General features: G+C 74.5%; 13 protein-coding genes, 1 tRNA gene and 1 riboswitch. Of the genes, 5 read left to right on the forward strand and 9 right to left on the reverse strand.

Features of this window, described 5'->3' with window-relative positions; translation table 11 throughout:
• Positions 1-1,107 precede the first annotated feature (1,107 nt).
• The gene (locus ACU610_RS02830) at positions 1,108-1,899 is read left to right on the forward strand and encodes a papain-like cysteine protease family protein (protein WP_446766203.1); all 792 of its coding nucleotides are present in this window, start codon (positions 1,108-1,110) and stop codon (positions 1,897-1,899) included.
• The gene (locus ACU610_RS02835) at positions 1,899-2,471 is read left to right on the forward strand and encodes a hypothetical protein (protein ID WP_446766204.1); all 573 of its coding nucleotides are present in this window, start codon (positions 1,899-1,901) and stop codon (positions 2,469-2,471) included. The genes ACU610_RS02830 and ACU610_RS02835 overlap by 1 nt, the downstream gene beginning before the upstream one ends.
• A gap of 164 nt (positions 2,472-2,635) precedes the next feature.
• On the opposite strand, the gene ACU610_RS02840 is transcribed toward ACU610_RS02835, so the two are convergent.
• Together ACU610_RS02840 and pstS are read right to left on the reverse strand one after the other, a co-directional pair.
• Positions 2,636-2,709: transfer RNA gene (locus ACU610_RS02840), tRNA-Ile, on the reverse strand.
• Positions 2,710-2,743: 34 nt separating this feature from the next.
• Positions 2,744-3,844 (reverse strand): phosphate ABC transporter substrate-binding protein PstS, encoded by a 1,101-nt coding sequence (pstS, locus tag ACU610_RS02845; protein WP_446766205.1) that lies wholly within the window; start codon positions 3,842-3,844, stop codon positions 2,744-2,746.
• Positions 3,845-4,295: 451 nt separating this feature from the next.
• A riboswitch (cyclic di-AMP (ydaO/yuaA leader) is annotated at positions 4,296-4,462 on the forward strand.
• An 11-nt stretch (positions 4,463-4,473) separates the two neighbouring features.
• Here pstS and ACU610_RS02850 point away from each other — a divergent pair.
• Positions 4,474-5,679 (forward strand): peptidoglycan DD-metalloendopeptidase family protein, encoded by a 1,206-nt coding sequence (locus ACU610_RS02850; RefSeq protein WP_446766206.1) that lies wholly within the window; start codon positions 4,474-4,476, stop codon positions 5,677-5,679.
• A 130-nt stretch (positions 5,680-5,809) separates the two neighbouring features.
• Here the strand turns inward: ACU610_RS02850 and ACU610_RS02855 are convergent, their stop codons facing one another.
• Positions 5,810-6,718, reverse strand: a complete 909-nt coding sequence (locus ACU610_RS02855) for a maleylpyruvate isomerase N-terminal domain-containing protein (protein ID WP_446766207.1) — start codon at positions 6,716-6,718, stop codon at positions 5,810-5,812.
• Between the two features lie 119 nt (positions 6,719-6,837).
• On the opposite strand from ACU610_RS02855, the gene ACU610_RS02860 reads away from it, so the two are divergent.
• Together ACU610_RS02860 and ACU610_RS02865 are read left to right on the forward strand one after the other, a co-directional pair.
• On the forward strand, positions 6,838-7,125 hold the full coding sequence (locus tag ACU610_RS02860; RefSeq protein ID WP_446766208.1) for a hypothetical protein: 288 nt from the start codon (positions 6,838-6,840) through the stop codon (positions 7,123-7,125).
• Positions 7,126-7,446: 321 nt separating this feature from the next.
• Complete coding sequence (locus ACU610_RS02865) at positions 7,447-7,947, forward strand: DUF3145 domain-containing protein (RefSeq protein WP_012949536.1); 501 nt, start codon at positions 7,447-7,449, stop codon at positions 7,945-7,947.
• 222 nt (positions 7,948-8,169) lie between these two features.
• Here ACU610_RS02865 and ACU610_RS02870 read toward each other — a convergent pair whose 3' ends face one another.
• The 6 genes from ACU610_RS02870 to ACU610_RS02895 all read right to left on the reverse strand — a co-directional run bounded on the left by ACU610_RS02870 (position 8,170) and on the right by ACU610_RS02895 (position 14,972).
• Complete coding sequence (locus tag ACU610_RS02870) at positions 8,170-9,582, reverse strand: acyl-CoA carboxylase subunit beta (RefSeq protein ID WP_446766209.1); 1,413 nt, start codon at positions 9,580-9,582, stop codon at positions 8,170-8,172.
• Between the two features lie 144 nt (positions 9,583-9,726).
• Positions 9,727-10,968 carry a beta-ketoacyl-[acyl-carrier-protein] synthase family protein gene (locus ACU610_RS02875; protein WP_446766210.1) on the reverse strand — a complete coding sequence of 414 codons (1,242 nt, stop codon included), beginning with the start codon at positions 10,966-10,968 and terminating at the stop codon, positions 9,727-9,729.
• A gap of 146 nt (positions 10,969-11,114) precedes the next feature.
• On the reverse strand, positions 11,115-11,354 hold the full coding sequence (locus ACU610_RS02880) for an acyl carrier protein (protein ID WP_012949533.1): 240 nt from the start codon (positions 11,352-11,354) through the stop codon (positions 11,115-11,117).
• A gap of 76 nt (positions 11,355-11,430) precedes the next feature.
• Positions 11,431-12,399 (reverse strand): beta-ketoacyl-ACP synthase III, encoded by a 969-nt coding sequence (locus ACU610_RS02885; protein WP_446766211.1) that lies wholly within the window; start codon positions 12,397-12,399, stop codon positions 11,431-11,433.
• Positions 12,396-13,619 (reverse strand): acyltransferase domain-containing protein, encoded by a 1,224-nt coding sequence (locus ACU610_RS02890; RefSeq protein WP_446766212.1) that lies wholly within the window; start codon positions 13,617-13,619, stop codon positions 12,396-12,398. The genes ACU610_RS02885 and ACU610_RS02890 overlap by 4 nt, the downstream gene beginning before the upstream one ends.
• A gap of 174 nt (positions 13,620-13,793) precedes the next feature.
• Positions 13,794-14,972 carry a PucR family transcriptional regulator gene (locus ACU610_RS02895; protein WP_446766213.1) on the reverse strand — a complete coding sequence of 393 codons (1,179 nt, stop codon included), beginning with the start codon at positions 14,970-14,972 and terminating at the stop codon, positions 13,794-13,796.
• Between the last annotated feature and the right edge of the window lie 69 nt (positions 14,973-15,041).

Consider the following 15,041-nt stretch of genomic DNA (forward strand, 5'->3'; position numbering starts at 1 on the left):
CAGGCCAGCGGGCTGGACTCGTCGAAGGTGAAGGTCCGATCCGGGTGCTGCTCGAGAACGGCCTCGATGCGCGCCGGCTTGGCCTCCCGCGCCGGATCCGGCGACTCCTTACACGTCCTGGTCCGGAGGAAGGTGACCTCGTGGGCGGCCAGTAGCCGGCGGGCCTGCTCCCGGCCGATCCGCACGATCCGCCGCGGGTTGTCGCCCAGGTAGCCGACCAGCTTGCGCACGCTCCCGTGGGTGGACGGCCGCCCCAGCCTGCCCCGGCGGGTGGTGGCCGTCGCGATGAGGAAGGCCTCGTCCTCAGCGCTGATCCGGCGGGGACCGCCACCCGCCCAGCGAGGTCCAGCGCGCCCCTGCCGAACTCGTGGAACCGGTGGATCACCGCGCGGACGGCGGCCGCGACCAGCCGGGCGATCACCGGCACGGTGTTCCCGCCGGCCGAGGCCGGCGCCACCAGCGCCCGCCGATACCGGACCACACTCTTGGGCATCCTCGGTCCACCGCGGCGCACGATCCGCAGCAGCCGCTGCCCTCATCCGGGAGGCGCCTCACCTTCCAGCGTTCGGCCATGCCCCAGCATCGGCCTCACCGGCACGGCTTGTGGTCAGGGCACTGGCTCGTAGCGGGGAAGTGCGGCGACGTCGTCCGGCTGCGGCCTACACCGGGCTCCGCTTCGGCGAGATGACGGCCCTGCGGGGCCGCCGAATCGACTTCCTCCGCAAGCGCCTGACCGTCGCCGAGAGCGCTAGCGAGGTCGAGGACTGGTCGAGTTCGGCACCCCGAAGACGCACCTGCAGCGCACCGTCCCCATGCCCGCCGTGCTCGTCGAGCCGCCGGCGCGGCGGTGCGGAGGCAAGAACGCCAACGACCTCGTGCTGATTTCGCCGGAGGGTGGCACCCGCCCTGGCTGGCAGGCCCCCAGAAGGCAGCGGAGTGACGGGACGGTGATGTCTCGGTGACGGTCCTTGTGTGATGGTTCCACCATTCGGGCTGGTGTACGTGTCCGCTCGAAATGGAGGGTCGAACCGGAGGCGCGTCCCTCTCGCTGGAGGAGCCAGTTCCGCAGCCTCCCGTTCCGGATCCTCTCGTCAGGAGGGTGAAGTGGTGGGTCTACTCGAGAGCAGTCGGATCCCGCTGTCTCTGGTCCCGGAGCGCTTCGTGCAGGAGGGGGCCCGAGAGGAGGGCGTCAAGGCCGAGGAGTTGGTCGCCGATCAGACCCAGCAGGACGTCGTCCTCCTCCGTGACGGACTCGCAGGGAAGGTTCTGAGTTCCGCTGTCCTGAAATGGTGGGAGATGCTCACCCCGTGGCAACGCATCCCCTTCATGATGCAGCGCCAGCAGCAGACGCAGTGGTGCTGGGCGGCGGTCTCGGTGAGCGTCGCGCACTACTACGTTCCGTGGAGCACCTGGACTCAGTGCGAGATGGTCAACCAGGAGCTGGGTCAGACCACGTGTTGCGTGGATGGCTCGACCTCCCAGTGCAACCAACCCAACGTGCTGAGCTCCCCGCTGCAGCGCGTTGGCGCGCTCGACCGGATGACGTCATCGGACGCCGGGATGAACGACATCGCCGGGGAAATCGATGCCGGCCGGCCGCTGTGCTGGCGGATCGGATGGAGCGGCGGGGGAGGACACTTCGCCGTGATCGAGGGCTATCGGCGGCTCCCCGCGGAGTGGGTGGCGGTCGACGACCCCTGGTACGGCGCATCGGATCTGCCGCTGAGCACGTTGACGACCGGTGGCTACCAGGGCACGGGCGACTGGACGCACACGTACTTCACCCGTCGCCCTCCCTTCTTCTTCCCACTCATCTGGCCCGAGCGTGAGATTCGCATCCCTGTACCCATCTGGACGCGCGTGCGCCAGCTGACCGAACTCGGTGGAGGTGGCGAGTGATGGCTCTGCACACGTTCGACCCGGATCCCGAAACCGTCGAAGCGGTACGGGCGCACCTGTCCGAGCTGGTCGGGCGGGCGGAGTTCTCCGCGCGCCGGCTGGCGAGAGCCAATCCGCTGGCGCTGGCCCTGGCGGCGCCGCACGAGATCTACTACCTGGGGCTTGACGAGCTCGCCGAGGGCAGGCCGGTCACGACGGCACGGCCGGTCGCGCAGGGCTTCCTCGTCCTCGACGGCGACGAGCCGGTCGCCAGCGCGGAGGTCGGTGGCGAGGGCTCCGGCTTCATGGTCACCGAGGGTCAGTTCGTGGAGGCCACAGCGCGGGCCATCGAGCGCGCCGAGCGCCGAGACGACATCGGGGACGCCGAGGTGCGGCTGCTGCGGATCCCCGCGGTGTACTTCATGGCACTGTGGCTGCACGACCCCGACGGGCGCGATGACCTCGTGATCCCGATGGAGCCGGCGCCGGCACCGCTGGAGGCCGGTCGCACCTACAGGTCCGAGGAGCTGATCGAGCCCCTCGCGGAGATGGCGCGTCAACGGCTGGACGGTGGCGAAGAACTCGGCGGCTGACCCTCGTCCCGAGCCCGAACCGAGCCAGACGCCGAGCTGCAGGCCTGCGTCCCGGAGTCGGGTGCGGGCCTGCTCGCCCGACGACCTCAACCTCAGCCGAACCCAATTCGCAAAGGATCAGCCGAGCTCGCACAGAATGCCGATGTCCTAAGACATCACACCCGTGGGGCGGGTGGGGCTCGAACCCACGACCCAGGGATTATGAGTCCCATGCTCTGACCGGCTGAGCTACCGCCCCGGAGGTGTCCAGACTGCCAGACGCGGTGACGATCTCAGGACGCGGTGCTGATGGCGTCGATCGCCGTCCGGGCCTGTTCCCGCAGCGCGTCCGAGATCGGTGCCGACCCGGCCACCTCGGCGGCCGCGTCCTGCCCCTCCTCGCTGGTCACGTAGGTCATGAAGTCCGCGACCAGGTCGGCGGTCGGCTGGTCCTCGTAGGCCATGCAGCCCAGGTGGTAGCTGACCAGCACGATGGGGTAGCTGCCGGACGCGGCCGTCGTCCGCTCCAGCTCCAGGGCGAAGTCGTACGGACCGCGGCCGGGCAGCGGCGCGGACCCTTCCACGACGGCGGCCGCGGCCTCCGGCGTGGGCGCGACGAACTCGCTCCCGACGCCGATCCGGGCCACGCCCAGGTCGCCGGCCTGGGAGAGGTCGGCGTAACCGACGGTCCCCTCGCCGCCGGCCACGGCGGCCACCACCCCGGAGTTGCCCTGGGCCGACTCGCCGCCCTCCACGGGCCATTCGCCGTCCGGCTCGAACGGCCAGGCCTCGGGCGCGGCGGCGGCCAGGTACTCCGTGAAGTTCTCGGTCGTCCCCGACTCGTCGGAACGGTTGACGGGGGTGATCGGCAGGCCCGGCAGCGCGACGCCGGGGTTGTCCGCGGCGATCGCGGGGTCGTCCCAGCGGGCGATCTGCCGGGCGAAGACCCCGGCCAGGACCGTGGGGGAGAGGTGCAGCTCCGCCACCCCCGGGAGGTTGTGCACCACCGCGATCGGCGAGATGTAGTTCGGCAGCTCGAACACCTCGCCGCCGCAACGCTCCCGTGCCGCGACGAGCTCCTCCTCGTCCAGCGGCGCGTCGGAGCCGGCGAAGTCGATGCCGCCGGCGACGAACTGCTCGCGGCCACCGCCGGAGCCGACCGGGTCGTAGTCCACGGTGACGCCCGGCTGCACGGCCGAGTACCCGGCGGTCCACCCCTGCATCGCCGCCTGCTGGCTGCTCGCCCCGGCGCCCACGAGTGCGCCGCTGAGGTCACCGGCGGCCACCGCGCCCTGGCCGCGCTCGTTCGGGGGCACGTACTGCGACAGCGCCACCGCCACACCGGCCACCGCGGCGACCCCGACGGCTGCGGCGACCTTCCTCCGGGCCGACACCCGCGTCCTCCCGCCATCCGGCCCCGCGCGCTCCGCGCCGGGCGTCCGGACACGACCCTAGGCGTCGCTCCCGGCCCCCACCGATCGGCACCCGGGGCGCCGTTACACGGGTTCCGTCTCCGCCGCCGAGGCCTGTGGACGACGCCCGGGCAGCGTCCACAGCCCCCCGATCGGAGTAGTGCGTGGCCGACATCACAGCAGACACGGGGTGTGAGAGCAGGTTCGGGCGGCAAACCGCGGAACTCCGGCGTTTCTGCTGGTCACCTCGCGCGTCACGACGGCACCACCGGTCACTGCACGGCGGTCGCGTGCTGACACCGCGTAGTGGAGGCGGTGCCCTGGCGGCAAGGCGGCGCGTCGGCTCCGTTACCCGATCGTGACCCGAGGCTCCGATCCGTGTAGGTTCCCCGACGGCCTTGCCGGGCTCAGCTCCTCGGGAACCGAGGGCCTCGGCACGGCTCCGCCGAACCGCCGACGTCCCGATCCGGGGCCGAGGTGGACCGGGGACCCACCGAACTCCTGGGGTGAGTCCTGCCTGCGCAGGGGGTGCGCAGGCAGGTAGGGCGCCGTCCGGCCCGAACCCGTCAGCTAACTCGGTAGGCGGTCGCGAGGATGGGAGAACTGTCGCCTTGGCGACCCTGCACCGCCTGAACACCGTGGTCCGCTGCGCCACGTCACCCCGCAGCCGCACGCGCGCGCCGCGCCGCGCCGTCGTCGTCGCCGCCGCGGTGGCCGGGCTCCTGGCCGGCACCCCCGTCGTCGCCGGCGCCGCGCCCGCACCCGCCGCCTCGGAGCAGGCGTCCCTCGAGGAGCAGGTCAAGGCCATCGAGGAGCAGGTCAAGGCGGCCGAGGAGCAGCTGCAGCGGATGACCGTCGAGGCGGAGGCCGCCGCCGACGCCGCGCTCGTCGCCCGCGCCCAGTTGGCCCAGGGCCAGGCCGAGGCCGAGCGGACCGCCGCCGAGCTCGCCGTCGCCCAGGCCGACGTCGTGGCGGCGAAGGAGGACATCGCCGCGCTCGGCCGCGAGGCCTACATGGGCGCCGAGGAGCGCTACGGCGACCTCGAGCTCATCCTCGACGCGCAGAGCCCGACCGAGCTGCTGCAGCAGGCCGCGACCATGGAGCAGCTCGGCGACCACCGCGCCGAGCGGCTGCAGGAGTTCCTCACCGTCCAGGCGCGGGTCGAGGAGGCGGACCGCGCTGCCCGCGCCGCCGTCGCGCAGCTCGGCGAGCTCGCCCGCAAGGCCGACGAGGCCGAGCGGGCCGCCAACGAGCACCTCGCTCGCGCCCAGGCCGACTACGACGCCCGTGCGGCGGAGAAGGCCCGTCTCGACGGGGAGCTGCGCCTGGCCGGAGAGCGGCTGCTCGCCTCGCAGGGCGCCGCCGACCCGGTCGCCGCGTGGAGCGCCCGCCAGTCACTGGCCAGCTCCGCCGACGTCTCCGGCATGCCGACCGCCGGCCGGATGACCTCCTGCTACGGCCCGCGGTGGGGGACCATGCACCAGGGCATCGACATCGCCGCCCCCATCGGCACCCCGATCTACGTGCCCGAGGACGGCGTCGTCCTGCAGGCCGGCGCGGCCAGCGGCTTCGGTCAGGCCGTGTACGTGCAGCACGGTGACGGGCAGATCACCCTCTACGGGCACGTGAACCAGTTCTACGTCGGCGCCGGCCAGGTCGTGAAGGCCGGGGACCACATCGCCGACGTGGGCAACAAGGGCCAGTCCACCGGGCCGCACCTGCACTTCGAGGTGCACCAGGGCGGGCTCTACGCCAGCCGGGTCAACCCGATGCCGTGGCTCCAGGCGCACGGCATCGCGCGGGGCGGCGCCTGCTGAAGAAGGACCCCGTCCTCCCCATCCCTCGCACGCTCGGGGCGGGACCCGAGAGGGGGCCGGGCGGGACGTTGGAGCGGGGCCTCACCGACGCGGCCGCCGGGGGAGTGCTCCTCCGGCGGCCGCGTCCGGTCTACCGCCGTCCGCGCAGCCGGCCGAGCAGGCCGCCCACACCGCCGAGGGTCTGCGCCGCCAGCGCCAGGATCGGGCCGCCCGGGATGCCCGGCGCCGACTGCACGATCGGCGCCAGGGCCAGCAGGCCGCCCAGCTCGTGCACGCGCAGCCGTCGCCGGGCCAGTGCCGCCACCGGGTTGACCCGGCCCGAGGCGGCCTCCAGGAGCAGGTCCGCCGGGGCCTCCACTGCGGTGCCGCGGACGTCGCCCGCGGGGGTCCGGCGCACCGTCCACCCGGAGTCGTCGGCGGCGAAGGCCCAGCCACCCTCCGGCGTCGCCAGCGTCGCGCCGCCGCTGACCCCCTCGCGGGCCGCCAGGGCGCCGGTCACGTCGGCCAGCGCGGCCAGGCCGGACTGCAGGACCGCGGGCGGGGGAGGGGGCGCGCCGCAGGGCACCAGGTCCAGGCCGTGCACCGCGAGCTCGTAGGCCTGCCCGAGGACGACGCTGAGCAGCGGCAGCCGGCCGACGACGGCGACCGCCGGTGCGGTGTCGAGCTCCACCGGCTCCTCGGCGAGGTACCGGGCGGTGGCGTCCCGGTTGCGTCGCAGCGCGGCCAGCACCTCCTCCCGGGAGGCGTCCCGGTGAGCGGCGGTCACCCGCGCGTTCGTGCCGTCGACGTCCGGCGGCGTCCCCACTCCGCCCGCCCGTGCCGAGGCGATCAGGTCCGGCAGCGCGGCGTGGTCGTCCCAGAGGCCCAGGTGCACGCACACCTCGTGCACCCGCCACCCGGGCAGCCGGGTCGGCCGGTCGAGGTCGACGGCCGCCGTCTGCTCGAGGAAGGCGTCCCACGCGTCGAGCACCATCGACCCGACGGTGTCGCGGCCGGCGTCGGCCATGCCCCGGTGCTGGGGGTCCCCGGTCAGCGCCATGGGCGCCTCCTACCCCCGGGGGACGGCGCCAGGCGTGGTGTGGGTCTCGTCTCTGCCGGGGGCGCGGTCCTCCGGGCGGTCACCCGCCGCCGAGCGGCGTGGTCCGGGGGAGCGACACGGTGGCCCGGCTCGGCGGTGAGCTCACCGCCCTGGCGGAGGTCGAGTCCGGCGGGCGCGAGGCCCTGGCCGCCCGGCTGCGGGACGCCGTGGCCGGTGTCGGCACCTCCGTCGGCGTCACCGGGAGCGTCGGCGTGACCGACGTCCGGCCCGGCGACGCGGGGGACGAGGTCTCGGCCGCGCCGACCAGGCCATGTGCCGGGCCGAGGGCGCCGGCGGCAACCGGGTCACCGCGCTCGTTCGCTGGACCGACGCGGGTCCCGCAGGCGGCCCGTGCTCACGGTGCGTGAGCGGATTCCGGTACGTCTCCGTTCGCGCCAGGACCGTCTGTGGACCCGCAGGGGAGATCCTGTGGACGGCATGTGGGGTGGTGGTGGATCAGGGATCCTGAGCGGCAACTCGTCAGTACGTCACTGACCAGCACGTAGGCGCCGAGCGCGGAACAGTCCCGTCACATTGGACGCAGCCGTCCCGCCCGCACTGGCGCGATCGGGTGACCATCGTGCACACTGTCACCAGGGCCCCTGGTCCGAGATCGCCGAACACAGCCTGTCACCGAATCGATCGTCCGTTGGGGAAGACGAGACCGATCGAGTCGATGGAGGTGCCTCGTGCAGCGACGGTCTACCCAGGGTGTCGTCTTCGTGCACGCGTGCCCGAAGGCGCTCTGCCAGCACGTCGAGTGGGCGCTCGAGCGCGTCATCGGCGCGCCGGTCTCCCTGTCGTGGGCCGACCAGCCCGCGGCACACGGTTCCTACCGTGCCGAGGTGGCCTGGACCGGTGCCCCCGGTACGGGCGCCAAGCTGGTCGCTGCGCTTCGCGCGTGGCCGATGCTGCGTTTCGAGGTCACCGAAGAGGCCAGCTACGGCAACGACGGTGAGCGCATGTCGTACGTGCCCGGCCACGGCGTCTTCCGCGCGCCCACGAGCGCCAACGGCGACCTCGTCGTCAGCGAGCAGCAGCTGCGCAACCTCGCCGCCCACGCCACCTCCATCGAAGCGTTCCGCCACGGTGTCGACGAGCTGCTCGGCGCTGCCTGGGACGCCGACCTCGAGGTCTACCGGCACGCCGGCGACGGCAGCCCGGTCACCTGGCTGCACCAGGTCGTCTAGCGGCCCCGGCCGGAGGCTCACCTGCGAGCGTGTGAGGGGTGAGGAGGCCGGGGTCCTGACTTCATCACGAACCGGCCACGACGGGACGGCAACCCCGCACCTCTCGTCGTAGGCTCAGACGGGTCGTCCGGACGTCGTCGGGGAAGCGGCGTCCGGACGACCAGCACCTCGTCCGATCGGGCCCGGCACCTCCGCGGAGGTGCCGGGCCCGATCGCGTGCGCTCACAGCGGGATGTTGCCGTGCGCCCCGCGGCCGGACGGCGCCGCCGCCAGGGCGGCGACCAGTCGCCGCCGGGTCTGCGCGGGGTCGACCACCTCGTCGACCACGCCGATCTGCAGGGCCCGGTTCACGCCGCCGGCGATCCGCTCGTGCTCCGCGGCCAGCTCGGCGTGCAGCGCCTCACGCTCGCCGGGCGGGACGGCCGCCAGCTTCTTGCGGTGCAGGATGCCGACGGCGGCCTTCGCGCCCATGACCGCGACCTCGGCCCCCGGCCAGGCGAAGACCGTCGTCGCGCCCAGGGAGCGGGCGTTCATCGCGATGTAGGCCCCGCCGTAGGACTTGCGGGTCACCAGCGTCACCCGGGGCACCACCGCCTCGGCGAAGGCGTGCAGCAGCTTGGCGCCGCGGCGGACCACGCCGTCCCACTCCTGCCCGACGCCGGGCAGGTAGCCGGGGACGTCGACCAGCACGACCAGCGGGACGCCGAAGGCGTCGCACATCCGCACGAAGCGGGCGGCCTTCTCCGCCGAGGCGGAGTCCAGGCAGCCGCCCAGCCGCAGCGGGTTGTTGGCGATCACGCCCACCGTGCGGCCGGCCAGCCGGCCCAGCGCGGTGACGATGTTGGGCGCCCAGCGCGGGTGCAGCTCCAGCGACGGGCCGTCGAGGACGGCGGCCACGAGCGGCTTGACGTCGTAGGCCCGGTTGGCCTGCTCGGGCAGCAGCGCCTGCAGGTCGACGTCCGGCTCGCCCTCGGCCGGGGCGAAGGAGCCCTGGGCGGCGAGCAGGTCGACGGCCTGCCGCGCGGTCTCCAGCGCGGCCTGCTCGGAGTCGGTCACCACGTGCACGACGCCACTGCGTCGGCCGTGGGTGTCCGGCCCACCGAGGCTCTCCATGTCGACGTCCTCGCCGGTGACCGAGCGGACGACGTCCGGGCCGGTGACGAACACCCGACCGGCGGGGCCCATGATCACCAGGTCGGTGAGTGCCGGGCCGTACGCGGCGCCGCCGGCGGCCGGGCCGAGGACCACCGAGATCTGCGGGACGCGGCCGGAGGCCCGCACCATCGCCTCGAAGACCTCGCCCACCGCGTGCAGCGCCGTGACGCCCTCGGCCAGCCGGGCGCCGCCGGAGTGCCAGACGCCTACGACCGGCACCCGCTCGCGCAGGGCGGTGTCGATGGTGTCGACGATGTGCCGACAGCCGTCGACGCCCATGGCGCCGCCCATGACGGTGGCGTCGGTGCAGAAGGCCACCGCCCGGGTGCCCGACACGGTGCCCCGGGCCGCCACCACGCCGGAGGTGTCCCGCGGCGCCAGCAGGGACATCGAGCCGGCGTCGAAGAACCGCGCCAGGCGGTCCTCGGGGTCGCGCGGGTCCGGGGCGGTGGCGGGGGGAACGGCTTGGAGCGTGCTCACGGGACCTCCACGGACCGTACGTGGGCGTGCGGGATCAGCCCGGGCAGGCGCGTCGCCCGCCCGGGCGAGCGGGTGGCCCCGCTGCAGGGTCCCGCCGCGAGCTCGCGAGTTGCGGGGCAGCGGGGTCCTTCTGGAGATCCTCTCTCAGGCGGTGGTGAACACCAGGGCGATGTTGTGGCCGCCGAAGCCGAAGGAGTCGTTGACCGCGGCGGTGAGCTCGGCGCGTCGCGGCTCGCGGCGCACGATGTCGAGGGCCTGGACGGCTGCGTCGTCGTCCGGGTCGTCGAGGTTCGCGGTGGCCGGCACGAGCTGCTCGCGCAGCGCCAGCACGGTGAAGACGGACTCCAGCGCCCCGGCCGCGCCGAGCAGGTGGCCGGTCTGGCTCTTGGTCGCCGTCACCAGGGTGTGCTCGCCGATGGTGTTGCGGATGGCGGCGGCCTCCGCGGTGTCGCCGACCGGCGTCGAGGTGGCGTGCGCGTTGACGTGCCCGATGTCGGCAGGGGTCAGCCCGGCGTCGCGGACGGCGGCGGCGATCGCCCGGCCGGCGCCCTCGCCCTCGGGGTGCGGGGCGACCAGGTCGTAGCCGTCTGCGGTGCCGCCGGCGCCGGCCAGCCGGGCGTGGATCCGCGCGCCACGGGCGCGGGCCGCGTCGCCGCGCTCGAGCACCAGCGCGGCCGCGCCCTCGCCGAGCACGAACCCGTCGCGGGCCTTGTCGAACGGGCGGGAGGCGCGCTCGGGCTCGTCGTTGCGGGTGCTCATTGCGCGCATCGCCGCGAAGCCGGCCATCGGCAGCGGGTGCACGCAGGCCTCGGCGCCGCCCACCAGGACGACGTCGGCGCGGTCGTAGCGCAGCAGGTCCAGGCCCCAGCGGATCGCCTCGGCGCCGGAGGCGCAGGCGCTCACGGGGGCGTGCACGCCGCCCTTGGCGCCGATGGCCAGCCCGACGGCGGCGGCCGGGCCGTTGGGCATGAGCATCGGGATGGTGAAGGGCGACACCCGCTTGGGGCCCTTCTCCTCCAGGACGTCGTCCTGGCCGAGCAGGGTCAGCGCGCCGCCGATGCCGGTGCCGAAGACGACGGCGACCCGCTCCTGGGCGACGCCGGCGTCGGCGGCCCCGGAGTCGCGCCAGGCCTCCTCGGCGGCGACCACGGCCACCTGCTGGCTGCGGTCGAGCCGGCGGGCGCGGACGCGGTCGAGCTGCTCGGCCGGGTCGGCGGCGAGGCGGGCGACGAGCTGGGCCGGGAACTCCTTGGCCCAGTCGTCGGTGATCCGGCTGACCCCCGACCGCCCGGCCAGCAGTGCGTCCCACGTGCTGGCGACGTCGCTCCCGAGCGGCGTGGTGGCACCGAGACCGGTGACGACGACGTCGCCGACGGACGTGCTCATGACGGGTTCCTCCTGGGACGTGCGGTCAGGGGCCAGGCGTGGCCCCGCTGCAGGGCCCCGCCGCCGGCCTCGTCCCGGGGCTCACCCGAGCGTGCGAGGGGTGAGGAGGACGAGGTCCTTTCCGGTGGGGGGCAGCGGGTCCTCGTTCAGGCCTTGTTCTTCTGGATGTAGCTCATGGCGTCGCCGACGGTCTTGATGTTGGCCAGCTCGTCGTCGGGGATGGCGACACCGAACTTGTCCTCGACCGCGGTGGCGATCTCGACCATCGACAGCGAGTCGACGTCGAGGTCCTCGGTGAACGACTTCTCCGGGGTGGCGTCGGCGGGCGCCACGCCCGCGACCTCCTCCAGGATCTCGGCCAGACCGGTCTGGATGTCCTCGCTCACGCGCGGTCCTCTCTCTCGGGTGGGGCGGGGGACTCCCGCCGTCGGGCCCCTGTGGCCCGGGGGTCTGTGGGGCCGGTCAGGGCAGGACGACGACCTGGCCGGCGAAGGTCAGGCCGGCGCCGTACCCCAGGAGCAGGGCGAGGTCACCACTCTTGGCCTCTCCGGACTCCAGCAGCGCCGACAGCGCCAGCGGGATCGAGGCGGATGAGGTGTTGCCCGACCGGACGATGTCGCGGGCGATGACGGTGCTCTCGGGCAGCTTCAGACGCCTGGCCATCAGCTCGACGATGCGCAGGTTGGCCTGGTGGGGGGCGAAGACGTCGATGTCCTCGGGGCCGACGCCGGCCCGCTCCATCGCCGTCACCAGGGTGGCGGTGAGCCGGGTGGTGGCCCAGCGGTACACGGCCTGGCCGGCCATGCTCATCGCCTTCTCGCCCTCGGGGATGGCGATGGCGCTGGACTGGTCGCCGTCGCTGCCCCACACGACGGGCCCGACGCCGGGGGTGTCCGACGCGCCGACGACGGCGGCGCCCGCACCGTCGGCGAAGATCACCGCGGTCGTGCGGTCGGTGAGGTCGGTGTAGTCGGTCAGCCGCTCGCCGCCGATGACGAGGGCGTTGCGCGCCGAGCCGCTGCGGATGGCGTCGGAGGCGGCGCTGAGCGCGTAGCACCAGCCGGCGCACCCGGCGTTGAGGTCGAAGGCGCCGGGGCGCTGGGCGCCGAGCCGGTGCGCGACCTCGGGCGCCAGGCCGGGGATCGGCCGCGGCAGGCTGGCCGAGGCGAGCAGCACGAGGTCGACCTCGGAGGCGTCCAGACCGCTGGCGGCCAGCGCCTTGCCGCCGGCCGCGACGCTCATCTCCAGCAGCGTCTCGTCGGGTTCGGCCCAGCGGCGCTCGGCGATGCCGACCCGGGTCTGGATCCACTCGTCGTTGGTGTCCATCGTCTGCGCGAGCTCGTCGTTGGTGACCCGGCGGCGCGGCCGGTAACTGCCGAAGCCGAGGACCCGCGCGCCGGGCGCGCCCACCGCCAGCTGGAGCCCGCTCATGACTGCACCTCCGGGTAGAGCCGCGCGATCGGGTCGCCGGCGTCGACGAGGTCGCCCTCCTGGACCAGCCACTCGGCGAGGACGCCGTCGTACCCGGCGGAGAGGTCGGCCTCCGCGCGACGGCTGCGGACGCGGCCCAGCGGCGTGCCGGCCGGCAGCTGGGTGCCCTCGGCGATGGCGGCGGGGCTGACCGTGCCGCGCACGGGCGAGACGACGACCCGCCAGTCGGGCAGGTGGTCGGGCTCCGGGCGGCCGCGCTCGGCCTCGATGAGGGCGCGGGCGCGGTCGAGGTCGGCCGGGCTGCTGACCGCCAGCACCTCGATGTCGCTGCCCTTCCACTCGCGCTTGGCCAGGCCGGCCAGCGCGCCGGCGGGCGGCAGCTCGATGACCGCCGTGACCCCGAGCTCGCGCAGGGTCGCCAGGCACGCGTCGAACCGCACCGGGCTGGTGACCTGGCTGACCAGCCGGGAGAGCACCTCCCGCCCGCTGGTCACCGCGGCGCCGTCGGCGTTGGAGAGCAGCAGCCGGCTGGGCTCGGCGGGGCGCAGGCCGCCGATGAGGCCCTCGAGCTCGGCGCGGGCGGGGGCCATGTACTCGGTGTGGAAGGCGCCGGCCACCGACAGCGGCATGACCCGGGCCTTGGCCGGCGGGTCGGCCCTGAGCGCGGCCAGGCCCTCGAGCGGCCCGGCCGCGACGACCTGCCCGCCGCCGTTCATGTTGGCGGGGGTCAGCCCGTGCTTCTCGAGCGCCGCGGTCACCTCGTCGGGGTCGCCCCCGAGGACGGCGGACATCCCGGTCGGCGTCTGCGCGCACGCTGCGGCCATCGCCCGGGCGCGGACGGCGGTCAGCGCGATCGCCGCCTCGACGCTGAGCACCCCGGCGAGCGCGGCCGCGGTGAGCTCGCCGACGCTGTGCCCGGTGATGACGACGTCCCGGCCGGTCTGCGGCGTGTGCGCCACCGGGCCCGGCAGGCCGTCGAGCTCGCGGGCGACGAACAGGCTCATCGCGACCACCAGCGGCTGGGTGACCGCGGTGTCCTTGATGGCCTCGGCGTCGCCGGTGGTCCCCAACGCGAGCAGGTCGGCGTCGGCGATCGCACCGGCCCAGCGGAAGAAGGACTCAGCCCCGGGCAGCTCGAGCCAATCGGTGAGCATCCCGGGCTTCTGCGCACCCTGTCCAGGGGCGAGGACGGCCAGCACGTATCTCACCGTTGCAGACATCCCGGCGCCCCGCCGTGGGGAGCGGCACGAAAGCGCACCGCTGCTCTTTGGAGGGTTCCCACAACCGGACCGGGTTCCTGCGGGGTGTCACCCAGGACGCCGTGGTGGAAACCGCACTGTCGGGGCGGGGTGTCCTCCCGCAGGAGCCGGCGGCGGGGGCCAGCAGGTCCTCCTTCAGTGCCAGAGCGAGCGGTCCTGGTCGAGGGCGGCGAGGGCGAGCGCGACCTGCACCGTCCAGCCGCCGCGCGGGTCGGTGGTCGAGACGCCGGTGATCTCCGTGGCCCGCTTGAGCCGGTACCGGACGGTGTTGGGGTGCACGAACAGCGCGCGGGCGCTGGCCTCCAGGTTGCCCCCGCTGGCGAGCACCGCGCGCACCGTCTCGAGGACCTCGCCGCCGGCGGCCTGCAGTGGCAGGGCGATCCGCTCCTGCAGCGTCGCGCGGGCGGTCGGATCGCCGTCCAGGGCCCGCTCGGGCAGCAGGGCGTCGGCCGCCACGGGCCGCGGCGCGCCCGGCCAGGCGCGCGCGGCGCGCAGTCCGGCGAGCGCGGCGGCCGCGCAGTCGCCGGCCCGGCCGAGGCCGTCGACGACCGGGCCCATGACGACCGGGCCGGGGCCGAACTCGTCGCTCACCCGCTCGGCTGCGGACTGCAGGTCCGACGACCCGCCCAGGACGACGACCAGCTGGTCGGCGTGCACGCCCACGAGCACCTCGCTGCGCACCTGCCGCGCGGCCCGGCGGGTGGCGGCGTGCACGTCGCCGTCCCGTGGCGCCGTGCCGACCAGCACGGTCACCGGGCTCATCCCCGCCCAGCCCAGCGCCGAGGCCCGGCCGGAGAGCTCCTCGGAACGCTCCCCGCGGACCAGCGCGTCGACCAGCAGCGCCTCCAGGCGGGCGTCCCAGGCGCCGCGGCTCTCGGCGAAGCTGGCGTAGACCTGCGCGGTGGCGAAGGCGACCTCGCGGCTGTACTGCAGCACCGCCAGCCGCAGCACGTCGACGTCCCCCGGCTCGGCGACGGTCTCGACGAAGTCGTCCATCACCTCGACGGTCACCCGGACCAGGTCGACGGTGTGCTTGAGCGGCACGACGCGGGCCAGCTCGCGTGGCGCGGCGCCGAAGACCTCGCCGGTCAGCCGAGGCCGGCGGTCCGGGCTGCGGCACCACTCGACGAACGAGGCCAGCCCGGCCTGGGCGACGAGCATCACCCAGGAGCGCTGGTCGGCGGGCATGGTGCGGAACCAGGGCAGCTCGTCGTCCATCCGCGCGACGGCGCGGGTCGACAGCGAGCCGGACGCGCGCTCCAGCCGCCGCAGGGTGGCGGCGGAGGGCGGGCGCCTGCTGACCCGGTCGGACACATCGGCCAGCGTGGCACGCAGGGCGCCGTCAGGGAGAGTGGGAGGGGTGGGTCGGGACGGTGGAACGAG

The organism is Geodermatophilus sp. URMC 61 (assembly GCF_052931555.1).